Source organism: Pandoraea aquatica (assembly GCF_902459565.1).
Classification (GTDB): domain Bacteria; phylum Pseudomonadota; class Gammaproteobacteria; order Burkholderiales; family Burkholderiaceae; genus Pandoraea; species Pandoraea aquatica.
Window position 1 is genome coordinate 388441 of sequence record NZ_CABPSN010000005.1, and the last position, 24601, is coordinate 413041.

The 24601-nt window shown below is 63.8% G+C and carries 17 protein-coding genes; 7 read left to right on the forward strand and 10 right to left on the reverse strand.

All coding sequences use genetic code 11. The features are described 5' to 3' along the window. Window positions 1-236: 236 nt before the first annotated feature. From PAQ31011_RS18825 to PAQ31011_RS18835, 3 genes are all read left to right on the forward strand, one after another. Window positions 237-1616: an aspartate aminotransferase family protein gene (locus PAQ31011_RS18825; protein WP_150577239.1), complete on the forward strand. Its 1380-nt coding sequence runs from the start codon at window positions 237-239 to the stop codon at window positions 1614-1616. A gap of 98 nt (window positions 1617-1714) precedes the next feature. Beyond that, window positions 1715-3187 (forward strand): NAD-dependent succinate-semialdehyde dehydrogenase, encoded by a 1473-nt coding sequence (locus tag PAQ31011_RS18830; RefSeq protein WP_150577240.1) that lies wholly within the window; start codon window positions 1715-1717, stop codon window positions 3185-3187. Between the two features lie 172 nt (window positions 3188-3359). Continuing rightward, window positions 3360-4730 (forward strand): APC family permease, encoded by a 1371-nt coding sequence (locus PAQ31011_RS18835; RefSeq protein WP_150577241.1) that lies wholly within the window; start codon window positions 3360-3362, stop codon window positions 4728-4730. A gap of 2 nt (window positions 4731-4732) precedes the next feature. Here PAQ31011_RS18835 and PAQ31011_RS26925 read toward each other — a convergent pair whose 3' ends face one another. The 8 genes from PAQ31011_RS26925 to PAQ31011_RS18870 form a co-directional block, all read right to left on the reverse strand. Then, complete coding sequence (locus PAQ31011_RS26925) at window positions 4733-4858, reverse strand: hypothetical protein (RefSeq protein WP_281350013.1); 126 nt, start codon at window positions 4856-4858, stop codon at window positions 4733-4735. A gap of 43 nt (window positions 4859-4901) precedes the next feature. Beyond that, the gene (locus PAQ31011_RS18840; protein WP_150577242.1) at window positions 4902-6377 is read right to left on the reverse strand and encodes a heavy metal sensor histidine kinase; all 1476 of its coding nucleotides are present in this window, start codon (window positions 6375-6377) and stop codon (window positions 4902-4904) included. Next, window positions 6377-7057: a heavy metal response regulator transcription factor gene (locus tag PAQ31011_RS18845; RefSeq protein WP_150577243.1), complete on the reverse strand. Its 681-nt coding sequence runs from the start codon at window positions 7055-7057 to the stop codon at window positions 6377-6379. Before PAQ31011_RS18845 ends, PAQ31011_RS18840 begins: the two co-directional genes overlap by 1 nt. Before the next feature lie 19 nt (window positions 7058-7076). Then, a complete protein-coding gene (locus PAQ31011_RS18850; RefSeq protein ID WP_150577244.1) occupies window positions 7077-10319 on the reverse strand; it encodes an efflux RND transporter permease subunit in 3243 nt (1080 codons plus the stop codon). Between the two features lie 17 nt (window positions 10320-10336). Continuing rightward, window positions 10337-11596, reverse strand: coding sequence for an efflux RND transporter periplasmic adaptor subunit (locus tag PAQ31011_RS18855; protein ID WP_150577245.1), 1260 nt, complete (start codon window positions 11594-11596; stop codon window positions 10337-10339). 9 nt (window positions 11597-11605) lie between these two features. After that, window positions 11606-12910, reverse strand: coding sequence for a TolC family protein (locus PAQ31011_RS18860; RefSeq protein ID WP_174990184.1), 1305 nt, complete (start codon window positions 12908-12910; stop codon window positions 11606-11608). A gap of 14 nt (window positions 12911-12924) precedes the next feature. Continuing rightward, a complete protein-coding gene (locus PAQ31011_RS18865) occupies window positions 12925-13245 on the reverse strand; it encodes a DUF4148 domain-containing protein (RefSeq protein ID WP_150577247.1) in 321 nt (106 codons plus the stop codon). A 205-nt stretch (window positions 13246-13450) separates the two neighbouring features. Continuing rightward, complete coding sequence (locus PAQ31011_RS18870) at window positions 13451-16510, reverse strand: Ig-like domain-containing protein (protein WP_150577248.1); 3060 nt, start codon at window positions 16508-16510, stop codon at window positions 13451-13453. A gap of 371 nt (window positions 16511-16881) precedes the next feature. Between PAQ31011_RS18870 and PAQ31011_RS18875 the strand changes: the two genes are divergently transcribed. Together PAQ31011_RS18875 and PAQ31011_RS18880 are read left to right on the forward strand one after the other, a co-directional pair. Further along, a complete protein-coding gene (locus tag PAQ31011_RS18875; protein WP_150577249.1) occupies window positions 16882-18270 on the forward strand; it encodes a DASS family sodium-coupled anion symporter in 1389 nt (462 codons plus the stop codon). Window positions 18271-18582: 312 nt separating this feature from the next. After that, window positions 18583-19563 carry a hypothetical protein gene (locus tag PAQ31011_RS18880; protein ID WP_150577250.1) on the forward strand — a complete coding sequence of 327 codons (981 nt, stop codon included), beginning with the start codon at window positions 18583-18585 and terminating at the stop codon, window positions 19561-19563. On the opposite strand, the gene PAQ31011_RS18885 is transcribed toward PAQ31011_RS18880, so the two are convergent. Both PAQ31011_RS18885 and PAQ31011_RS18890 read right to left on the reverse strand, forming a co-directional pair. After that, window positions 19547-21037, reverse strand: coding sequence for a sensor histidine kinase (locus PAQ31011_RS18885; protein WP_150577251.1), 1491 nt, complete (start codon window positions 21035-21037; stop codon window positions 19547-19549). The genes PAQ31011_RS18880 and PAQ31011_RS18885 overlap by 17 nt on opposite strands. Continuing rightward, window positions 21034-21801: a response regulator transcription factor gene (locus tag PAQ31011_RS18890; protein WP_150577252.1), complete on the reverse strand. Its 768-nt coding sequence runs from the start codon at window positions 21799-21801 to the stop codon at window positions 21034-21036. The genes PAQ31011_RS18885 and PAQ31011_RS18890 overlap by 4 nt, the downstream gene beginning before the upstream one ends. Before the next feature lie 247 nt (window positions 21802-22048). On the opposite strand from PAQ31011_RS18890, the gene msrB reads away from it, so the two are divergent. Then, on the forward strand, window positions 22049-22657 hold the full coding sequence (gene msrB, locus PAQ31011_RS18895) for a peptide-methionine (R)-S-oxide reductase MsrB (protein WP_217424874.1): 609 nt from the start codon (window positions 22049-22051) through the stop codon (window positions 22655-22657). A 76-nt stretch (window positions 22658-22733) separates the two neighbouring features. Continuing rightward, window positions 22734-24584 carry a cytochrome c biogenesis protein DipZ gene (locus PAQ31011_RS18900; protein ID WP_150577253.1) on the forward strand — a complete coding sequence of 617 codons (1851 nt, stop codon included), beginning with the start codon at window positions 22734-22736 and terminating at the stop codon, window positions 24582-24584. The last annotated feature ends 17 nt before the right edge of the window (window positions 24585-24601 follow it).

Here is a 24601-nt window from a genome sequence, read left to right on the forward strand (position 1 = left end):
GTGTGGATGATTGCTGCGATGGATCATGGATGACGTGCTGCGCGGGCGACCGGAATGCTCCGGCGCTCGTCGCACGTCGCAATACCGTGCACATCGCAGGACACATCGCGCGCCCTCTCCATCGGTTCGTAGGATGACCTCCCTTTTCGGCGCAGCTTTAATGGGATGACACGGCGGCCTGTTCTGGGGCGACTCAGGGGCCACCTCTCCACTCCCCACCTCCCGAGGTACCGCGCATGTCCATCGAATCGCTGATCGAGGCCGATCGCCAGTTCCTGATCCATCCTGTAGCCGACTACCGAGCGCATGAGGCGCGAGGGGCGACGGTGCTCACCAGCGGCAACGGGGCCTGGCTGCACGATGCCAACGGACACGCGCTGCTCGACGGTTTTGCCGGGCTGTGGTGCGTGAATACCGGCTACGGACAGGCGTCTATCGTCAAGGCCGCCACCGAGCAGTTGAACCGGCTACCCTACGCCACGGGCTATTTCGGCTTCGCTTCGGCACCGGCCATCAAGCTGGCGCAAAAGCTCGTGGAACTCGCGCCGCCGTCATTGCAGCACGTGTATTTCACGCTTGGCGGGTCGGATGCCGTCGACGCCGCCGTGCGCTTCATCACCCATTACTACAACGCCATCGGCAAGCCGTCGAAGAAGCATTTCATCGCGCTGGAGCGCGGATATCACGGCTCGTCGTCGACTGGCGCAGGACTCACCGCCCTGCCTGCGTTTCACCGCAACTTCGATCTGCCGTTGCCGACACAGCATCACATCGCATCGCCCTATCCCTATCGCAGCGCCACGCCCAACGATCCGCAGGCCATCATTGCCGCGTCGGTCGCCGCGCTCGAAGCCAAGGTCGGCGAGTTGGGGGCCGAGCATGTCGCCGCGTTCTTCTGCGAACCGGTGCAAGGCTCAGGAGGCGTGATCGTGCCACCCAAGGGCTGGCTGCGCGCCATGCGAGACGCCTGCAAGAAGCTCGACATTCTGTTCGTCGCCGACGAAGTCATCACCGGATTCGGTCGCACCGGGCCGATGTTCGCCTGCGAAGCGGAAGACGTCTCGCCCGATCTCATGACGCTGGCCAAGGGGCTGACCGCCGGTTATGCACCGATGGGCGCCGTGCTGATGTCCGACGCCATCTATCAAGCCCTGGCCGATGCCGCACGCGGCACGCCCGTCGGTCACGGACAGACGTACTCGGCGCATCCGGTCAGTGCGGCCATCGGCCTGGCTTGCCTGAAGCTCTATGAGGAAGGCGGCTTGCTCGCGAACGGTCAGGCGCAGGCCAGGGCATTCGCCGACGGTCTGGATGCCTTCCTCGACCACCCGCTGGTCGGCGACTCGCGTCATCGCGGCCTGCTCGGTGCGCTCGAACTCGTGGCCGACAAGTCGACCCGCCAGCGCTTCGACGCGTCGCTCAATCTTCCCGAGCGGATCGGCGCTGCCGCGTATCGCAACGGTGTGATCTTCCGCGCGTTCGGCGACAACATTCTCGGCTTCGCTCCCGCCCTTTGCTACACGGCGGACGATGTCGCCGAACTCTTCGCTCGCGTGCGCACGACACTCGACGAAGTACTCGACGCCGCCGACGTGCGCGCCGCCCTGCGCGGTTGATGGCGACCAATGGCGGCTGATGTCCGCTGATGCATCTGCTAATGCGCTACGGCTGCGCCCGATAACTTCTGCCCCCGCTTTCCCGGAGATTCATTCGAATGTCGCTTTCCCTGTCACGCCCCGATTTGATGCGCCGTCAGAACCTGATCAACGGCGAATGGACCGACGCCCGCGATGCCGGTCGCTACGCCGTACACGACCCCGCCAGCGATGCGTTGCTGGCAGACGTTGCCGACAGCACGGCCACCGATGCCCGCGCCGCCACTGACGCCGCCTACCGCGCGTTGCCCGCGTGGCGCGACAAGCTGCCGCGCGAACGCGCCGAAGTGCTCAAGCGCTGGCACGCACTGATGCTGGCGAACGCCGACGATCTGGCCCGGATCATCTCGCTCGAACAAGGCAAGCCGCTGGCAGAGGGGCGTGGGGAGGTGGCATATGGGGCGTCGTACGTCGACTGGTTCGCGGGGGAAGCGACGCGTGTCTATGGCGACCTGATTCCGCAACAACAGCCCGGCAAGCGCATGTCGGCGGTGAAGGAGCCCATTGGCGTCGTCGCCGCCATCACGCCGTGGAATTTCCCGCTCGCGATGATTGCCCGCAAGATTGCCCCGGCGCTTGCCGTGGGCTGCACCGTGGTTGCAAAGCCCGCCGAAGACACGCCCCTCACCGCGCTCGCCCTCGCGGCGCTGGCCCTCGAAGCCGGTGTGCCGCCGGGCGTGCTGAACATGATCACGGCGTCGCGCACGCAAGGCATTGACGCCGTGGCGGATTGGCTCGCCGACGAACGCGTGCGCAAGGTGACATTCACCGGGTCGACGGCGGTTGGGGTGCATCTCGCACGCGAATCGGCGGGCACGCTCAAGAAGCTGTCACTCGAACTCGGCGGGAACGCACCGTTCATCGTGTTCGACGATGCCGATCTCGAAGCGGCGGTCACGGGCCTGATGGCGTCGAAGTTCCGCAATGGCGGACAAACGTGCGTGTGCCCGAATCGGGTGTATGTGCAAGCGGGTGTCTACGACAGGTTTGCTGAGTTGCTGTCGCAGCGTGTGAGTGCGCTGCATGTGGCACCGGCCAGCGACGCCCAGGCGCAGATCGGCCCGATGATCAATCGTCGGGCCGTGGAGAAGATCAGCCGTCATGTCGAAGATGCGCGCTCGCATGGCGCCCGCACGCTGACAGGCGGCACGACGCTGCCGTCGCTCGGGCCGCACTACTTCGCACCGACCGTGCTGGCCGATGCGAACGACGAGATGCTCGTCAGCCGTGAGGAAACCTTTGGGCCGGTGGTACCGCTGTTCCGTTTCGACACCGAGGACGAAGTGATTCAACGCGCCAACGACACGCCGTTCGGGCTGGCCGCCTACTTCTACACGCAGAACATGCGCCGTGCCGAGCGAGTGGCACGGCGTCTCGAAGCCGGTGTCATCGGCATGAACGAAGGCGCCGTCTCGAGCGAAGCCGCGCCGTTCGGCGGCGTGAAGTCCTCCGGCTATGGACGCGAGGGCTCGAAGTATGGGCTCGACGACTATCTGTCGATCAAGTACGTCTGCCAGGGCGGGCTGGATTGATGACACTACCCGGCCAGCGTCCGCCTACAGCGAATAAGGCGGACGGGAAAATCCGTCGGCCTGAATGGCGGTGACGCACGCCGAGTCTCTCGGGCAACCCCTGACTTGCCGGGGAATTAGGGACGGAGTAAAAGTCGGATCACCCATTCACCGTTCCGAGGGTCGTGCGCCGATGGACCAGCCCGTCAAGCTCAACGCCGATTCGCTCGGGATCACCGAGTCCGTGATCATGGGGATCGCCGGCACCGCACCGGCATACAGCATCGAGATCACGACATCCACGATCATCGGCACGGCAGGTACCCTGTCGCCCGCGAGCATTCTGGTGTGCGGGCTGATCATGTTCGGCATTGCCTACGCATTCATCAACATGAATCGGGCGCTGGCGAGCGCCGGGACGTCCTACTCGTGGGTCAGCATGGTATTCGGGCGCACGCTGGGCTTCTTCGCGGGCTGGGCGCTGCTGGTGTTGTGCTGCGTGTTCATGGTGTCGGCCATGATCCCGGCGGCGAATGCCACACTGCTCATCTTCGACCGGCCCATGATGAACAACGTCCACGACGTGACGCTCATCGCCGCGGCGTGGCTCACCTTCGTGAGCGCAGTCGTCGTCAAGGGCATCAAGCTGACGAGCCATGTGCAGGTATTGATGACGATCGTAGAAGGCGTGATCCTGTTCGCGATCATCGTGGCAAGTTTCTTCGTCTTCCCACATGCGCCACAGCACGCGTTCTCGCTGTCCTGGTTCTCCCCGCTAGCTTTCACACCGCAGGCCTTCGCCAACAGCGCACTGGTGTCGATCTTCTTTTTCTACGGCTGGGACGTCACCATGAATCTCAGCGAAGAAACACGCGACTCGAATCGCACGCCGGGACGTGCGGCGTTCTGGTCGATGGTGTTTCTGATGGTGTTCTTCCTGATCTTCATCGTCATCGCGCTGCTGGGGCTATCCGATGCCGAAATCCAGCACTACAACACGAACATCATTTTCGCGATTGCGGAAAAGCTCTTCGGGCCGACGTGGGGCTATGTGGCGATCGTCGCCGTTTTGCTAAGCACGGTGGGGACGGTCGAGACGCAGGTGCTGCAATTCACGCGCACCCTTTTCGCGAAGAGCCGCGACGGTGCGCTGCACCCGCGTTACGCGCGGTTGCATCCGCGCTGGCAGACACCGCACGTGGCCATCTTCTTCATCTGGGTCGCCGGGATGGTGTTGCTGCTGATGTCATCGTATCTGCCGACCATCAACGTCATCCTTCAGGATTCGATCACCGCCATCGGCTTTCAGATCTGCTTCTATCTTGGGCTGACGGGGATGGCGTGCGGATGGTACTACCGCAAGACGCTCACACAGAGCCCGTGGGTGGCCGTGACGCACGTTATCTGGCCAGTGGTCAGCGGTGTTTTTCTTTTCTTTATTGCGCTCTACAGCGTGCCGACGTTCGACTGGGTGACGAACATCGTCGGTATGGGCGGGATCGCGATCGGCGCAATCCCGCTCATGTTGAATCGAAAAAAGATCTGGGGCGCCCGCGCAGCGTAAGCTCAGGCGAACTTTTCCTTAAGGAACGCGACGATGTAAGGCGTTGCGGCGGCCGCCACGGTCGACGCGGTCGCCGGATCGATGCCCATGCGTCCGGCGAGCGATTCGGCCACACGTCCGGTCAGCATGCCTGCGCCGCCGCCCTGTTAAAACGCGTTGTTTTGGCACCCGCTATGGCTCGCGCCCTCGTTCTGCCGCCGGAAACCGGAGCACAAACGTGGTGCCTTCGGCCTCGCCACTGCGGGCGCTGACCGTTCCGCCATGCAGTTCCATGATGGATTTGACGATGGCCAGGCCAAGCCCCGTGCCGGCGCTCATGGCGTCCCCCTCGCTATGCCGGGAGGCATCGACGCGATACAGACGGTCGAAGATTCTGGGCAAATGCTCTGGGGGGATCACGTCGCCACGGTTGTGAACGTGGATTTCGCTTGTCTCAGGGGTCGCAACGCATCGGATGTCGACGATCGAACCGGCATGCGCGTGGCGCATCGCATTGACCATGACGTTGGAGAGCGCCCGGCGCACCAGCCCCCGGTCCACGTCGGCATGCGCCCGGCCGCTGACGCGAATCGTCACGCCGACGTCCTCGGCCATCGGCGCGAAGTCGTCGGCGAGCGATGTCGCAATGCCGTCCAGCGCGGTGAGCGACCGTTTGATCTCCGTGTAGGCAGATTCCGCCCGTGCAAGAAAGAGCATCGACGAAATCATGTGCGACAGCCGCTCGCATTCCTCGATGCTCGACGCCAGTATGGCTTTGTACTCGGCCGGGGTGCGCTCACGCGTGAGCGCTACTTGCGCCTCCCCCATCAGATTGGACAGCGGCGTGCGCAGGTCGTGGGCGAGGTCGGACGAGAACTGCGATAGCCGGGTGAACGACTCGTTCAGTCGGGCCAGCATGCGGTTGAACGCATGCGAGAGATCGTGGAGTTCAGCGGGTGTATCGTCATCGGTCAGCGGCGCGCCCAGCCGCTCGCTCGACACCTGCTCGGCGGCCAATGTGAGTTTGCGCAGCGGCCGAAGCCCGACGGTGACGAGCCAGTACGCCATCGCGCCCACCAGCAGCGTGCCCATGATCTGGGCTGCAACCGCCGTCAAAGCAAACCCCGAGAGCACGCTGACCTGATCTCGCGGATCGAGCTGCACCACGATCGTGACCCGCTCGCCGCTGCCGCCGACGATGCCGTCTGCCGCGACATACTGCAGTGCCACGCCCAGATCCGCGTTGACGACCTTCTGGACGTCGCGTTCATGCGACACCTTCGCGCTGTCCACGGGTTTTAACTGCACGTCCGGTGCCCGATAGCCGCGACTGGCAATGAGCGCCTTGCCATTCCCGTCGAGCACGGCGAAATCCAGGTTTTGATGCCCGTGCGTGGCGTCGTACCAGCGGCGCGGCTCTTCGCCGATCTGGTTTTTCGTCGAGATGCCGCTCAACTCGGATCTCAAGGCATTGACCGTGCCGAGCAAATCCTGATGCGCCCTCACCCGCAGCTTGTCGGCCAGCGCGAAGTACTGATAGGTCAGCATCAACGCCAGCACGCTGAACATGCAACCGGCCACCAGATACGTCAGTCGCGCGCGCAGGGAACGGGCCGGACGGTGGCTCTGCGCAATGCCTCCCTTCAGACCGCCCATCGGACCGCCCATCAGACGTTCGCCTCGCGAGACTCCATCACGTACCCCATGCCCCGAATGGTATGGATGAGTTTCGTGTCGAAGGGATCGTCGATTTTCGCCCGCAGACGCCGCAGCGTCACATCGACGATGTTGGTGTCGCTATCGAAGTTGACGTCCCACACCTGCGACGCAATCAGGCTTCGCGGCAGGATCTCGCCCTGGCGTCGCATGAGCAGCGCGAGCAACAGAAACTCCTTGGCCGTCAGCGCAATGCTGATGCCCTGACGGGTCGCTTTGTGCCCTAACAGGTTCAACTCCAGATCGCCGACGTTGAGCACGTCCGGCTCGCGCGTGCGGCCGCGGCGCAATATCGTACGAATCCGGGCCAGCAACTCGGCGAACGCGAACGGCTTCGTCATGTAGTCGTCCGCGCCGAGATCCAGCCCTTTGACGCGGTCGCCGAGATCGTCGCGCGCCGTCAGGAACAGCACGGCGGTATGGCGCTGCGCACGCAACTGCGTCAGCACCTCCCACCCGTCCTTGCCCGGCAGCATGACGTCGAGCACGACGAGGTCATACGCCCCCGTCACCGCCATATGCAGGCCGTCGATGCCGTCGCCCGCGACGTCGACGACGTAGCCCGCTTCGGAGAGCCCCTTCTTCAGATACTGACTGGTCTTGTATTCGTCTTCGACGACAAGGATGCGCATCTCTACATGTCCTTACCAATTAAGCCTGCTCAGGCGCACGACGGCGCAGTCCCTGCACCCAGCGCCCCAGACCGGGCTGCCCTTCACGCCGGCCGATCATCTGGTACAGCACCGGGAGCACGAGGAGCGTGAGCGCCGTCGAAGACAAGATGCCGCCAATGACCACCGTCGCAAGCGGGCGTTGAACCTCTGCACCGGTCCCCGTGGCAATCGCCATCGGCACGAAGCCGAGCGATGCGACCAGCGCGGTCATCAGCACCGGGCGCAGACGCGTCAGCGCACCTTCTCTGACCGCCTCGTCCAACGAACGGCCTTCGTCACGCAGATTGCGGATAAAGGATATCAGCACGAGTCCGTTGAGCACCGCCACGCCCGACAGCGCGATAAAGCCGACGGCCGCGGTAATCGAGAGCGGTATGCCGCGCAGCCAGAGCGCCACCAGACCGCCGCACAGCGCAAACGGAATCCCGGTGAAGACGATCAGGCCATCGCGTACGTTGTTGAACATCGCGAACAGCAGACCGAACACCAGCAACAGCGCCAGAGGCACGACGACCTTCAGCCGGTTCGAGGCGGACTGAAGTTGCTCGAACTGCCCGCCCCAGGCCGTCCAGTAGCCGGCAGGCACGCTCACCTTGTCGATCTCGACACGCGCGTCCTCCACGAACGATCCGAGATCCCGGCCGCGAACGTTGGCACTCACGACAATCCGGCGCTTGCCGTCTTCGCGACTGATCTGGTTGGGACCGGGCGCGAGATCCAGCGTCGCGACCTCAGACAAGGGGATGAACGCGGGCCGCAACGCCGGGCCTTCTGCACCGATGACATCACCCGGTGCACCCGCAACCGCAGCGCCAGTAGCGCCTGTAGCTCCAGCAGGCAGCGCAATCGGCAGACGGCGAATGGCGTCGATGTTTTCGCGCAAGCCATCCGGCAGCCTCACAACGATGCTGAACCGGCGGTCGCCCTGGAACAAGGTGCCTGCGGTCTGTCCGCCGAGTGCTGCGGCCACCGTGTCCTGCACATCGGCGACGTTCACCCCGTACCGGGCGATCTTTGCCCGGTCGACGTTGATCGTCAGCATCGGCAACCCCACCGTCTGTTCGACCTTCACCTCCGTTGCTCCCGGAATCGTCTGAAGACGGGTGCTGATACGGTTGGCGACGTCGTTGAGCACGTTCATGTCGTCGCCGAAGACCTTCACCGCCACATCGCTTCGAACCCCGGAAATCAGCTCGTTAAAGCGCAGTTGAATCGGCTGCGAGAACTCGTAATTGCTACCGGGAATCGACTGGGCGATGCGCGTGACTTCTTCAATGAGCTGCTCACGGGACTTGTTCGGGTCCGGCCACGCGGACTTCGGCTTGAGCATGATGTAGCCATCGGAGATGTTCGGCGGCATCGGGTCGGACGCCACTTCCGCCGTCCCCGTTCTCGCGAACACCCGCTCGATTTCCGGGAGCTGCGAGACCAGCGCCTTTTCCAACTGTTGCTGCATCTGAACGGATTGGGTCAGGCTGGTTCCCGGGATACGCAGCGCCTGAATGGAGAGGTCGCCTTCGTTCAGGCTCGGCATGAACTCGCTGCCAAGTCGTGTGGACAGGCCCAGCGTCAGCACCACCGTGACACTCGCCCCCATCAGCACGGTGCGTCCATTCGCAAGCGCCCAGTCGAGCGCCGGCGCATAGGTGCGCTTGGCGAACCCCATCATGCGGTTCTCCTTCTCCGACACACGATGACCGATGAACGCAGCAACCGCAGCGGGAATGAACGTGACGGACAGCACCATCGCGGCGGCCAGCGCCATCATCACCGTCATGGCCATCGGATGGAACATCTTGCCTTCCACGCCGGTGAGCGCAAAGATCGGCAGATACACCACCATGATGATCGCCTGCCCGAAGAGCAGCGGACGACGCGCCTCCCGGGCGGCGGCGAAGACTTCGGTCAGTCGCTCCCGAAGCAGCAGCGGACGCCCCGCCGCCTGCTGGGCGTGCGCCAGACGGCGAACACAGTTTTCGACGATCACCACGGCACCATCCACGATGATGCCGAAGTCGAGTGCGCCCAGACTCATCAGATTCGCGCTGACACGGGTCGCGGCCATGCCCGTGAAGGTCATGAGCATGGCCAGCGGAATCACCATCGCAGTGATCAGCGCGGCACGCAGGTTTCCGAGGAACAGGAACAAGATGGCGATGACGAGCGCCGCCCCCTCAAGCAGGTTCTTCTTGACGGTCGCAATCGCCTTCTCTACCAGCACCGTGCGGTCATAGACCGGGACGGCGGAGACACCGGCAGGCAGACTCTTGTTGATCGTGGTGATCTTTTCCGACACCGCACGCGACACCGTCCGGCTGTTCTCGCCGATCAGCATGAAGACCGTGCCGAGCACGACTTCGCGACCGTTCTCCGTGGCCGCGCCTGTGCGGAGTTCGCGGCCGAGGGAAACGTCGGCAACATCCTTCACCCTGACCGGCACGCCGCCCACATTGTTGAGCACGACATTGCCGATATCGTCCGTATTGCGGACCTGCGCCGGCACACGAATCAGATACTGCTCGCCGCGCCGCTCGATGTAGCCCGCGCCCACGTTAGCGTTGTTTCGCTCCAGTGCCTGCACGACTGCTGCGAACGTGAGTCCGTAGGCATTGAGCCGCGCAGGGTCGGGCGCAACCTGATACTCCTTCGCGAAACCGCCAATCGTGTTGATCTCGGTCACGCCGGGCACGCTGCGCAATTGCGGCTTGATAACCCAGTCCTGGATCTCGCGCAAGTCCGTCGACGTATAAGGCGTGTTGTCCGGCTTGCGCGCCTCGGGACTCGCCTCGACCGTCCACAGGTAAATCTCGCCGAGCCCCGTCGAAATCGGCCCCATCTCGGGATTGATGCCATCGGGCAATTTCGCCTTCGCTTGCCCGATACGTTCATTCACCAGTTGCCGCGCGAAATAAACGTCGGTTCCGTCCTTGAAGATCACGGTGATCTGCGACAACCCGTATCGCGACATGGAGCGCGTTTGCTCCAGCCCCGGCAGGCCGGACATGGCGGCTTCAATGGGGAACGTGACGCGCTGCTCGGCCTCCAGCGGCGAGTAGCCCGGCACGTTAGTATTGATCTGCACCTGAACGTTTGTGATGTCGGGTACGGCGTCGATGGGCAGCCGTTGATACGAAAACACGCCTGCGAGGGCGATGGCCAGCGTGACGATGAGCGTCAGCCAACGGTGCGTAATCGCGAATTGAATAATGCGTTCGAACATACGTCGTGTCCCGTCGATCAGTGGCCATGCTCTGCGGTGCTTTTGCCGAGCTCCGCTTTGAGGACGAAGCTATTCGCTGCCGCATACGGCGTGTCTGCCTGCAAGCCGCTGACGATTTCGACAAACTCGGCATCCTTGCGTCCGGTCTCGACCGGAGTGGCTTTGAAGCCTTCGTCGGTTTTGACGAAGACCACGGTGCGTCCTTCGACGTTCTGGATCGCGTCGGCCGTCACCGCAACCGGCACCTGCGCCTCGCGCGTGCCGATGACGACATTGACGAAAACGCCCGGCCGCCACGTCCGCTCCGGATTATCGAGAACGACGCGCGCTTTCGCCGTACGCGTTTGCTCGCCCAGCAGCGAGTCAACGTTCGCGATGCTGCCCTTCGCTTGCGACTCGAACGCCGTCGCCCGCACGAGCACCGGTGTCCCGACACGCACCGCGCCCAAGGACTGCGCAGGCACGGCGATCTCGGTCCAGACCGTGGCAAGATCGGACAGCGTAAACAGGTTGGTCGCTTCAGTGACGGCCTCTCCCAACGCCGCATGTTTGGCGACGATCGTGCCGTCGAACGGCGCGCGCAATTCGAAGCGGCTCAAGCCGCTTGCCCCTTGCGCACCGGCCCCGACGGCGTCCAGCTTATGACGGGCATTTCGCAGCGTGATATCGGCCTCTCGAAGCGCTTGCTGTGCCTGGAGGTAATCCTGCTCCGCCGAAATCTTCTCTTCCCACAACAACTTCTCGCGTGCGAGCGTCGTCGCAGCCGCGGCACGTCTTTCCTGTGCCGTGAGCAGTTCGGCGCGCTGCTCCGACACCTGCGTGCTGGAGAGCACGGCGAGTACGTCGCCACGCTTGACCTGCTGGCCAAGCACGACATTGACACGCTCCACGATGCCACTCACGCGCGGCACGATGTGTCCCGTCCTGTCTTCGTTGAAACGGATCTCCCCCGGCAATTCCATCTGTTCTGCGATGCGGGCGGTGCCTGCGGTTTTGATGTCGATGCCTGCGGCTGTACGTTGCGCGTCGGTGAGGCTCACCGTGCCTTCGTCGTCATCTTTCGCGTTGCCATGTGCGGTCGCTTCGGCCCCCTCCTTGCCCGCCTCATTGCCTCCCTCTTTGCCATGATCGGCGTGATCCTCATCGCCCTGCACCTTCGCAGACGGGGCGGTGTCGGTCGCCGACTTGCCCTGTGTCGCGACAGCGATGCCAACGCCAACGCCGACGCACAGCGCAACGGCGGCCCCCACGGTCAATAGCTTCTTCTTTCCTTGCACGTCGAATCCTCACTGAACGAAGGGTTGCGTCACGACTTCGGGTGACAGGAGCGCGACGCCGTCGACGGTGCCACCGACCGCCACACTCACGGCGGCATAGGCGTTGTAGACGTTGGCGACGGCGTTGATGTATTGGGAGCGGGCCTGCGCGAGCGTGCGTTGTGCATCGAGCACATCGAGGAACCCGAACTTGCCCAGGAGGAAGCCCCTGCGCGTGGCGTCGTAGGCGCTTTGCGCCTGCGGCAATATCTGATCGCGCAGACGCAGACTTGCCTCACGCGTCGACACGAACTCGGCGTTCGCACTGAGCAATGCCGCCTGCTGCTGCTGGCGAACGCCAGCGTAGGCATCGCGTGCCATTTCGGCGCGTTGCGCGGCCTCCATCGATGCGCCTCGCCGGGTATCGAAGATCGGCAGCGGGATCGAGAGACCGACAACGGCCTGATTGTCCGTGCGTCCGCTATCGGTCACTCGCTTGAGTCCGAGCGTGACGCTCACGTCGGGCACGCGTTGTGCGCTCTCCAGCCGGGAGAGCGCGGTACGACGAACGATCTCTTCGCTGGCTGATTGCACAGTCGGCGTCGAATCCAGCGCATTGGAGAGCGAGGACAAGGCGGGCAATCTCGGCAGTGTCTCCAGGTTGCCCTGAAGGGTGCCGGGCAATGTCGTGTCGGCAATGCCGAGCGACTGCGCGAGCCGGGCGCGCGTACGCGTGAGCGCCGCCTGGGCAGTGGCGAGTTCGATGCTCGCGTTATTCGCGGCGATTTCAGCACGTCCTTCGTCTACCGGAGAAACCTTCCCCGCCTGCACGCGGCGCTTCGCGGCAATGTGCGTTTCCTCTGCGATTTTCGCCGTCTCCGACGCCAGCGTGACCAGCTCCGTGGCCGCTAACGTCTCGAAGTAGCGCGCGATCACCTCGCTTCTGATCGCGACCTCGCTACTCTGCGCATCGAGCGTTGCGACACGCTGCGCTGCGGCGGCCGCTTCGATTCGGTAGCCCCGCTTTCCGGCGAGTTCGATGGGTTGGGTCAACTGCGCGGTGGTCGTGCGCGAGTCCCGTCGGAAGTCCTCCTGTGTCACGGAGAAGTCCGGATTCGGACGGGCACCGGCCTGGAGAAGCGCGCCAGACTGCGCATCGATTTCCCGGCGTGCCAGCCGAAGGGCAATGTTGTTCTCCAGCGCGAGACGCATGGCCTGTTCGAGTGTGAGCGCCGATTCGGGCGACGCCACTGCGGCAGCGGTCGTCTGCGCGAAGGCCGCAGACATGCCAACGCCGCTGAGCGTCAGGCACATCGAGACGATCAGTTTCTTCATGGCGACAGCTGCCATCAGTTCGTTGGCAGGCGCGGGTACACCGAGTCCGGCTGATCCAGCAGACCTTGCTCCAATGCGGCCTCAAGTTCCTGACGAACCTGCGCACGCGTCACGGTCGATTTCGACTGCGTCGATTGCAGCGCTTTGAGCGTGGAGGCCACCGGTACACCGTTGGCGTGCAACGCATTGCGCTGCGTCTCGACGTCGACCCGGCTCGTCGACGGTCCCGATTCGAACATGGGCAGGTTGTTGTCGTAACGAGCCGACGCTTGTACCGACGCAGTGATCAGCAAGCCCATGCCAATCGCGGTGGAAAGAAGAAGGCGCTTGTGCATTTGGTACCCCTTTTGTTGACATCACTAAGGAAACATCAAGCAGTCGACGCTTGATGGGTACCATCGTAAGAAGCGCACACCAACGCCAGCATTAACGCTGGATTACATTTTTGTAATGTGAGTGGCATCGGGTGCTGCGCGGTGATCGCAGCACCCGATGGGGCGAAGATCAATGCCAGAGAATGCTCGACTTGGCGGCCAGCGGCTAGCCGTTCTTCGGGACAAGGCACATGGCCTTTTTCATGTGGCTGTAGTCGTTAGCAACGCAGTAGTACATAATAATTTGCGTATGCCGGTAGTCATGAACTGTCATCGATTTACCACTGCCGCAGTTTCCTGGTGAGCAGCTCCAGGTTACGTAACTGCCCCCGCCCCAAGACGCGATCCTTCGGGTTTGGTTTATCAGCTCCATCTCCACCATACCAAGTCCGCGCCCTCCGACACTGTCCCGCCATGCGTTGGCTTCATACGCAGTCATACTGGGGGCATTGTGGATATTCCACTCCACCTTGTACACGTTACTAACAGTGACAGAGTACGACCCCGAATTTCCGGCACGGTCCGTGACTGTGATCGTTGCGCTGCCGTTACCTTCGCCAACGACCCTGCCGGACGCGTTCACGCTAGCCACTGACGGCCGGCTGGATTGATAGGTGTAAGGCGGCACGCCACCACTCGCCGGACGCGTCTGAACATTGCCCGGGGCATCGGCTTTCCAAGGCCAGCTTGGCTCGTTCACCGCGAGTCCGTTCAGCGTCATTGGCGACGGCGAGATGACAAATTCGGGCACTTGCTGCACCTGCACCGTGAGCGTCGGGAAAAGCAGTGCCTGCGCCTCGTCGTTACCACCATCGAACGCCACCTTCATCTCAACGCGCAAGGAAGAGTTGTTTTGCAGCGCCATGAGCCGTGCCCGAGCCAGCGCACGCGTGAGCCCCGCCGTGACCTCATCGTCCATGACGGACGACGCCAGCGCCAACTCGATCACATCGCTTTGCCCATTCGCCAGCGTGCCGTAGCAACGCAACCAAACCCGTTGTCCCGCCGCAATCCCCGGCCACGGCGCAGCGTCGACCTGTGCGTCTCCAGTGAAGCTCGTCAGTCTCAGCACACCGTTCGCTGCCTGCGGAATCACCGGCGCTTCTAGCTCGTCCGCCTCGAACGGGCTGACGGTAAGGCTCAGAACCCCTGACGCGCTATACACGCCCCTGCGCAACACCCGATAAAACACCTGCACCGACTTTCCGATATAGGGGACGATCTCCGCCGCCGGCACTTCAATGTCGACCGTGCCCGACGCATCCCCCGCCACTTGACCGAAATCCGGTCGCCCGTCGAGCACCAGCTCGATGAGGTCCGACGTCTCCATGTCCTCGTAGCTCACCCGCACGGTGATGCCGTCCACGGCATCGATGGCGTCGAGTTCGCCTTCCGGTGCATCGAGTACCACCGGTTCAGGCAGCGACAAGCCGTGCGAGACACGCAACGTGCGCTCGCGGAACGTCACTGCTTCGGCCTCGACACTACTGCCGTCGAACGTCACCTTCGCCTCGATCCGCAGGTCCGAACCGTCTTTAAGTTTTTCGATATCGACACGCCGCAGTACCCGGTCAACGCGGCTACCGACTTCGGCCTCGGTGATCGCGTAGCCGCTCTCGAGCGTAAACAGGATCGGCCTGTCGGTCGTCTGTGTTCCGTGAACTCGCCACCAGAGGCGCTGACCGGCAGCCATCAACGGCCACGCATTCAGGCGCGCGGTCGCGTCCCCTTCGAACTCCGCAAGATTCAGCACTCCGCTCTTCGACTCGACGATGTTCGAGATCGGCAGATTGGCCGGGAGGAACGCACTTACCGTCAGGTCGAGCACGCCCGACTCGGTCACGGTGTCGTTGCGCGTGACGGTATAGGACACCGGGATCGTTTGCCCCACCACTAGTGCGACTTTGCCCGGCGGCACAACAACGCTCACCGTTCCGCCCTCGTCGCCCGCCACCGGCGCGAAACTCACATCGCCATCCCAGTTCAGTTGAATCGAATCGGTTGGCAACATCCCGTCGTAGGCGATATTGACCGTCGCGCCCTGACGCGCATCCATCGGTTTAAGCACTCCGTCCGGTGCATCTTCCACGGTCGGAGCCTCCACGGCGGGCAATTCGAAGGCGACACGCAAATTCAGCACTTCCGAGTGAAACACCCGGTTGCCGCGCTTGATCGTGTAGTAGACAGGCACCGTCAGGTTGATCCAGCGATCCACGACGGCTTTCGGGATCGGGATCGAAAAGTCCATCGGAATCACAACACCCACGCTGTCGTGATATTGCTGAGGATCGTCATCCGCCCCCCAATACACTTCGATTTCGTCGCCCGGCTGCATATCGTCGTTCTTCAGCACGGTCATCGTCACGCCGTTCGGATACGCGTCGGCAGGCAAATAGTCGCCCTCAAGCCCCTCGGCTTCCTCCACCACAGGCTTGAGCCATAGTGCCGCCCGTCGGATTTCAATCACGAGATCGTCCGACGCCTTTTCCCCCGCAAGCGTCGTGACGGTGTAGTTCACCGTGATGGATTGTCCTTCAAAGCCTTCCACGACCTCATACGGCACGAATCTGTCGACGGGTTGGCCCACCATATTGTTCGTGATGGGCACCTGCCAGACGTATTCGTTTGCCGTGCCTGCGGCGAAACGGATCGTGAGCACATCGTCGCGCGCCATGCCTTCATACGGATTGACGGTGACCGTAGCGGTCGGATCGGCGTCGTTCGGATCGAGTACGCCATCGATGGCCTCCTGCACCACCGGCGCGTAAAGCCCGTTGGGCAACAGCAGTACACGCACCGCGTAATGCTCCGACTCTACGTTGTCGCCAATGCCACCGGAAACCGTATAAAGCACGGTGACTGTGTCGCCGCCATTGGCGTTGATTTCGATGACACCCCGCGGCACGGTGACGGCAATCACTCCGATCTCAGACACGGTGACGGTGCCGCTGGCCTGCCCTCCCTCCGACTGCCCCAGCCAGTACCACGTCACCCTGTCGTCTAGCAAAATGTCTGGCCACGGCTGGATACGCATCAGCGCGCCGTCCGGTACCAACGCCGGGTCGAGTTCGCCGTTCGATTCCCCGTCGATCAACGGTGGCGATAATTCAACAAGCACCTTCACCGGGTTTGACGCTGATGCGCTCGCGCCCGTAAAGCTCGCCAATGCCGCCCCGTCTTGCGTGGGGACGGGTGTTTCAAGCGTCAGGGAATCTCGGCTATCCATGATGGCCTCCTTGGGAATTCGGGGTCGCTGAGGCGGTTGCGATATTTCACAACCTGCGAAGACCGGCGCGACGCTCCGGCACGACTCGCGTCAGCCCCCTTATCTCGCCACACGAATCTGCGCGCGCCTACTGTCAACGTTGACAGGCAGACGCCCCCGCGCCCACCCGGCGGGCATTCCCACGGCACAGCATTACGTATGAGCGATTTCCTAAGGCACCTCACGCTTATCCGTGGCATCAAAGGCGGACGCACGCGTGTCGGATTCACTTGACGGCCTATCTGTCGGCCTTCGTGCGCAGCGTCGCCCCCGCGCAGCTTGCTACGACGGGAAGCTTTACGAAGAACAATTGCATACCGAGGTACCAGGAGATGAACGAACTTGCTGCAACCGTTGGAAACACCACCCGGCAATGGGCGATGTCCGCCCGCGACGCCTGGGTGCTGCTGGCCAATGCCCTCCTGATGGTGGTGCTCATCGCCCTCTTGCCGTTCGACGACAAGACGAATCGCGGGCTCGCGCTCACTGTCTTCATCGCCGTGTTGTGGCTGTCCGAAGCCGTCCACCTGACGGCCACCGCACTGATGGTGCCGGTCCTTGCCGTGCTGCTCGGCATTCTCGAAGTCCCCGCGGCGTTGACGTCGTTCGCTCACCCGATCGTCTTCCTATTCTTCGGCGGCTTTGCGCTGGCTACCGCCATGCGCATTCAGGGCATCGATCGCTTCCTCGCGAACCGGCTCCTCACGCTCGCTGGCGGACGCATGAATCGGGCGGCGATCATGCTATTCCTCACCACTGCCATGCTGTCGATGTGGGTTAACAACACGTCGACGACCGCCATGATGTTGCCGCTGGCGATGGGCATCCTCTCGCAACTCGACGCCAGTCGCGACCGCAGCACGTTCACCTTCCTACTGCTCGGCATTGCGTACAGCGCCAATATCGGCGGGCTGGGCACCGTGGTCGGCAGTGTTCCCAACGCCATGGTCGCGTCGCATCTGGGCATCGACTTCCTGACGTGGGCCAAATTCGGCGTGCCTTTGGTCGCCGTGCTGCTGCCGCTCATGATTGCCACGACGTATCTCGTGTTACGCCCGCGTCTGGACCAGAAGGTCGATCTCGCCACTGAGCCGATGAAGTGGACCGGTCAGCGCATCGCTGCGGTCGGCATCTTCGGATTTACTGTCCTGACTTGGATCTTCAGCCAGCAGATTTCGGCGTGGCTAGGTGGCGTCAAGCAGCTCGACACGCTGATCGCACTGCTCGCCGCCATCCTGATCGCGACAACCGGCGTCGCCTCGTGGAAGCAGATTCAGGCGCACACCGACTGGGGCGTGCTGCTACTGTTCGGCGGCGGTCTGACGTTAAGTGTCGTGCTGCGCGACTCGGGTGCGAGCGTTGTCATGGCGAAGGGGGTGTCGAGCGTGTTCGCGACCAGCCCGACGCTCGTCGTCCTGCTGATCACCGCCACGTTCATCGTCTTCCTGACCGAACTGACGAGCAACACGGCCAGCGCGGCGATTCTCGTGCCGATCTTCGCCGCCATTTCGGTCTCGCTGGGTTTTCCCGAAGCGCTGCTGACGATGGTGATCGGCATCGGGGCGTCGTGCGCCTTCATGCTGCCGGTGGCCACGCCGCCCAACGCCATCGTGTTCGGCACCGGCAGCGTGCCGCAACGCGCCATGGTGAGTGCGGGATTCGTCATCAATATCGTCTGCGTCCTTGTGATTACGGGCTTCGCGTGGACACTCTGGCGCTGATGGCGTAAGCCGGGGGTCGACTCTGCGCTTAGGCTGCGTCGACCTCTCCCACGCCTGCGCTCGGCCGCTCAGACAGAGTCGTCACACGGAGCCGGTACAATCTAGGCAAAATACCTCCGGCAATCCGTTGCGATGATGTCTGCTTCACCTGCCCGAACTGTCCAATCCATGCTTTCTTCACGTCCTGTGCGCGGTGCTCTGGCACTCGCGGCGCTCTGCGCAGTCCTGGCCGGATGCGCCGGCACGCGGCCCGGCGCATCCCCGGCTTCACCGGCAACCCCGCAGACGCCCCTCGCGGCCACGACTGCGCCAGTGAACGCCACCGCCCCATCTACCGACACGCCCCAGGCCACGGCACCGCTGCCATGGTGCGTGCAAGCGTCCTTGCGCGAAGAAGACGACCTCATGCGCAACTTCGGCGGCATTCCCGCCGGCGTTCGCAAGATCGAGGAAACGCGCTTCATCGCCAGCTACGACCGCGTCACCGGCAAGGTGGGCCCGCTCGATAACGGCAATCGCTTCGTGATGGAATTCGATGCGCAGGGCCACCTGCTCGCCAGCACCGACCGCGGCCGCTACACCTACGACGCCGACGGCCGCCTGCACAGCATTAACGGCAGCAGTGTCGACTGGCAAGGGCCGGACGAGTGGATCGTGCACGCAACGCGGCATCCCGCGTGGAAGGAACAGGTGCGTCAGGAAGACGGGCATCTCGAATGGACGCGCACGCTGGTGTCCAGCTCGAACAGCCTGCGCCATCGCCGACCCGGCACGCTTCAGGCGCGTCAATTCGACGACGAATGCTTCGCGCTGTCGCGTCAGTGGGAAGCGCCGAACGAGGCGCGTCAGGTGATTACCGCCGACGGGCGGGCGCGCCCGGCACCGAAGATGGTGTCATACCGCACGTTCGCGAGCGTGGAGCGCAAGCCCGATGGCGGACGCATCGTGCGCGACAACGGCGCGGCGGCCTTCATCGACGGCCAATGGCTGCCGCTCGCGTGGGACAACGAGGTCTCGGAGTACTCGCCACGCCACGAACTCGTACGTATCACCCGCACCGACGCGGCCACCGGCGAGCGTCACGTCTCCGAATACCACTACAAGTACGACAGCCACGGCAACATCACGCGCATCGTGATTACCGCGCCCGGCGACAGAGTCGACCCGTTCGCCAATGTCTTCGTGCGCAAGCTGACGTACTTCGATACCACCGTGGCAGCGCCCGCAATACCCGCCGCACCGGCTGCATCATCGGCACCGGCCGCCGGCGACAAGCTTACGTCGGCAAAGTAAAGCGGAACGTCGCGCCCTGCCCTGCCTGACCGGACGTGTCCACCAACGTGATACGCCGGTCGTGCAGTTGCAGGATGCGATGCACGATCCGCAATCCCAATCCGCCCTCACGGCGCGCACCGCCGACCGTGAACGGCCGCTCGAACAATCCCTCGCGCGCGTTCTCAGGAATGCCCGGCCCTGTATCGCTCACCCGAACTTCGATTTCCGAACCGACCGGTGCCACCGCCACGGTGATCTCACCACCGGGCGGCGTATAACGCAGCGCGTTTTCCAGCAGGTTCGTGAAGACCCGCTCGATCAGACCGAGGTCGGCCCGCGCCGCCGGAATCTGCGGCGCGAGTTGCGCACGCAGCGCCACGCCGCGCGACTCGGCGCTCAACTCGAATTTCTGGAAGACGTCCTGAATCAGGTCCGTCACGGAGAACGGCTCCAGCTCCGGCTGCACGAACCCATGCTCGAGGCGTGCCAGCTCGAACAACGACTGCGCCAGTGCGCCGACCTTGCGGCTCTGGTCCAGCGCGATACCGAGATAGCGCCGCCGCTCGTCGGGCGTGAGCGTCGCGTCTTTGAGTGAAAGCGTCTCCAGATAGCCATGCAGTGACGAGAGCGGCGTGCGCAGGTCGTGCGAAATGTTGGCGATGAGTTCGCGCCGCTCCTGATCCTGACGCGTCAGCGTGCGCCATTGTGTGCCCAGACGCTCGGCCATCTGACGGAACGCCCGCTCCAGCACCGTGATCTCGTCGCTCGGACGCGCCTGCTCCGCCGCCAGTTCTTCCGTCGACAAGGCGGGCACGGGCGGAGGTGCAGCGTCGATGTCGAACTCGCGCACCGTGTCCGTCAGTCGCCGCAGCGGACGCGTAATGAGTGCAAACGCCGCCAGACCCGCAATCAGACACAGCGCTGCGACGAGACCGATCGACCACAGCGCCGTGTTGAGTGCGGCGCTCGTCGCACCGCGCTCGGCAAACCGATCGTGCGCCTCACCGAGCAGCACGACGTAGACGTAACCGACTTCGCGGCCATCCACGCGCAACGGCGCGGCGCTGAAGACTTTGCGCACGTCGGTGTTACGCGGGTCGTCGCCGTAGATCGGCAACGCCTCGCCGTCGATCAGACGATGCACCGGCCCGAGGTCGACCTGCATGCGACGCACGCGTCCTTCCGGCGCAGCGTGCCCGGTAATGCGCCCCTGCTCGTCGAGCAGATAGACCTCGACGCTCGGATTCACGACCATCAGTTGCCCGAACAGACGTCGCACCGCATCGGGCTTCATGCCGTTCGCATCCATCAGTTGTGCGTTGGCGGCGATGTGCTCGGCCAGTCCACGCGAAAGCCCCTGAATCACTTCGGCTTCGTGCATGCGGTTCGCCTGCACCTGCATCCATGCCGACGTGCCACTGCACACGATCAGCAGCACGGCGAACACGAGCGAGAGGCGTTGTGTCAGCGAGAGATTCCAACGACGCATCATGCAGCTCCCGCATCGGTGTCGGTGCCGGTGCTGCCGCCGGTGCCCGAACCCTCCGGCGCACCGTCGTTCGCGAACTTGTAACCACGCCCCCAGACAGTGAGGATGCGCGTGGGCTGCGCCGGATCGGCTTCGATCTTGGCGCGCAAGCGGTTGATGTGTGTATTCACAGTGTGTTCGTACCCTTCATGCTGATAGCCCCACACGGCGTTGAGCAGGTCCATGCGCGAGAACACCTTGCCGGGCTGACGCGCGAAGAAGTACAGCAGATCGAATTCGCGCGGCGTGAGGTCGAGCAGCTTGCCGCCGAGCGTGGCTTCGCGCGCAATCGGGTCGATGAACAACCCGGCAATCGCCAGACTGCCCGCTTCCATGCGGGCATTGCGGGCGAGCGCATCGACGCGGCGCATGAGCGCCTTGACCCGTGCGACCAGCTCCAGCACGGAAAACGGTTTGGCGAGGTAGTCGTCTGCCCCCAGTTCCAGCCCGAGAATCCGGTGGACCTCGCTGGAGCGGGCGCTGGTGATGATGATGGGGGTGTAGCGGGTCATCTGCCGCGCTTGTCGGCAGATTTCCAGTCCGTCGACGCCGGGCAGCATGAGATCGAGGATCAGGGCGTCCCAGCCGCCTTCGGCCAGCCGCCGCAGGCCCTCATTGCCATCGGCGCAATGCACGACCTCGAAGCGCTCGTCGCGCAAATGCAGCGTGAGCAGATCGGCAATATGCACGTCGTCTTCGACGAGCAGGACACGGCGCGGCGATTCCATCGGACGGGAAGCTCCCGGAAAGTGAGTCTTGAAGGCTCCCATTGTGCGCAGATCACGCCCCGGGAGGTATCACGAATTGTTTAATTTTACGTGAGGACTTTGCCATCCCCGGCGGACTACTCTTCAGTCATCGATCCGGCGCGGATCCCCTCTGTGCCGTACCACCGCCATCGCGCTCCCCAGGCTCCCGAGCCTTGCTGTGGCGGGGCCAGCCCGCGCCGGATCGTCCTACTGACCGGAGGATGTCATGAGATTGTCCGATTTGTACCCGCCCAAGCCCCGCAAGCCCGCCACACCGGCGGCGCAGCCTGCACGTGCAGTGGCGGCCAGCGCCGCCCCGACGCCCGCGCGCCGACTGTTCCTGCTGAGCGCGACGGCGGCCGCCGCGGCCGTCGCCGCCGGGCTGGTGCCGCGTCTGGTGCGCCCGGCCGTGGCGGCCGAAGGCACCAACGCCACCGAACACTTCGAAGTGGCCTTCAGCGACGCCGAATGGCGCAAGCGCCTCAGCGCCGGCCAGTACGAGATCCTGCGTCAGGAAGGCACTGAACGGCCGTACTCCAGCCCGCTCAACGACGAACATCGTGCGGGCACGTTTGCCTGTGCGGGTTGTGCACAGCCGCTGTTCTCGTCGCGCACCAAGTTCGACAGCCATACCGGCTGGCCGAGCTTCTGGACGCCGCTCGACAAGGCCGTGGGCACGCATACCGACCGTAGCTTCGGCATGGTGCGCACGGAAGTGCATTGCAGTCGCTGCGGCGGTCATCTGGGGCATGTGTTCGATGACGGCCCCAAGCCGACCGGCCTGCGCTACTGCATGAACGGTCTTGCGATGACGTTTCATCCGCAAGCCGCCTGACATCGGCCTACAACGACGCCCCCCCTAATAAAAGCTCGCAGCGTCCGCGCGTCGGACGCCGCTCAAGGAGCGCTTCATGACTTTGCTCATCCTTGCCTACCTCGGTGGGATTCTGACGATCGTCAGCCCGTGCATCTTGCCGGTGCTGCCGTTCGTGTTCTCGCGCGCCGGCCAGTCGTTCTCGCGCAGCGTGCTGCCCATGCTCGCCGGTATGGTGCTGATGTTCGCGCTGGTCGCCACGCTGGCCGCCGTCGGTGGCAGTTGGGTCGTGCAGGCCAACCAGTACGGCCGCTGGCTCGCGCTGGCCCTCGTCGCCGTGTTCGGTGCGACGCTGCTCTTCCCGAAGCTGGCCGAGCGCCTCACGCACCCGCTCGTGTCGCTGGGTAACCGTCTGACGCAATCCGCGCAGGGCGACGACGCCGCTGCGGGCGAATCCAAGGGCACCGGTCCGGGCGCATCGTTCCTGCTCGGCATTGCCACGGGTCTGCTCTGGGCACCGTGCGCTGGCCCGATCCTCGGTCTTGTACTGACGGGCGCGGCACTGCAAGGCGCGAGCGTCGGCACGACGCTGCTGCTCGTCGCGTACGCTGCGGGGGCTGCCACGTCGCTCGCACTGGCCCTGCTCGTCGGCGGACGGGTCTTCGCCACCATGAAGCGCTCGCTGGGCGCAGGCGAGTGGATTCGCCGCGTGCTCGGCGGTCTGATGCTCGCAGGCGTCGCCGCCATCGCCCTCGGCCTGGACACGGGTGTGCTGGCACAGGTTTCGACGGCTTCGACCGGTGGCATCGAACAGCGTCTGGTCGATCAGTTGGGCGCGCGTCGGAATGCCAATGGCAACGCTAACACATCGCAAGCACCCCAAGCGCCCCAGGCCGATGCCAACAACACCGCCAACGGCCCGGCCATGATGGCCGCGAACAACGCCATGGTCCGCACGGCCGCGAACGAGCCTGCACCTCTGCCCGTCGAAGGGCAACTGCCTTCGCTCGACGGTGCGGTGCAATGGCTCAACTCGCCGCCGCTCACAGCCCAGGCGCTGCGCGGCAAGGTCGTGCTCGTCGACTTCTGGACGTACTCGTGCATCAACTGTCTGCGCACCCTGCCGTACGTGAAGGCCTGGGCACAGAAGTACCGTGATCAGGGGTTGGTCGTCATCGGCGTGCATGCCCCCGAATTCGCCTTCGAGCGCGACATCAACAACGTGAAGAAGGCCGTGAGCGATCTGGGTGTCGACTACCCGGTCGCCATCGACAACAACTACGCAATCTGGCGCGGCTTCAACAACCAGTACTGGCCCGCGCACTACTTCGTCGACGCACAAGGGCGCGTTCGCTATCACCACTTCGGCGAAGGCAATTACGCCGAGTCGGAACGCGTGATCCAGCAATTGCTGCGCGAAGCCGGTGCGAAACAAGTCGCCGACAGCATCACAGACGTGAAGGCCGCCGGTGTCCAGCAAGCGCCGGACATGGGCGACGTTCGCTCGCCGGAGACCTACGTGGGTTACGAACGCGCCGAGAATTTCATGTCGCCGGGCGGTGCAGTCAAGGACACCGTGAGCGACTATCGCGCCCCGGCGTCGCCGTCGCTCAACAACTGGGGGCTCGCCGGTAACTGGAAAGTCGGCCCTGAGCAGGCCACCGCAACGCAAGCGGGCGCACGGATCGTCTATCGCTTCCATGCGCGCGATCTGCACCTCGTGCTCGGGCCGGACGCCAACGGCAAACCCGTGCGCTTTCGTGTGACGGTCGACGGTCAGGCCCCGGGCAACGCACACGGGACCGACGTGGCGGCCGACGGCACGGGCACCGTGACCTCGCAGCGTCTTTATCAACTGGTGCGCCAGACGGGCGACGTGCAGGACCGCACGTTCACCATCGAGTTTCTCGATCCGGGCGCATCGGCTTACGCATTCACGTTTGGTTGAGCAACCGAACATTTCCG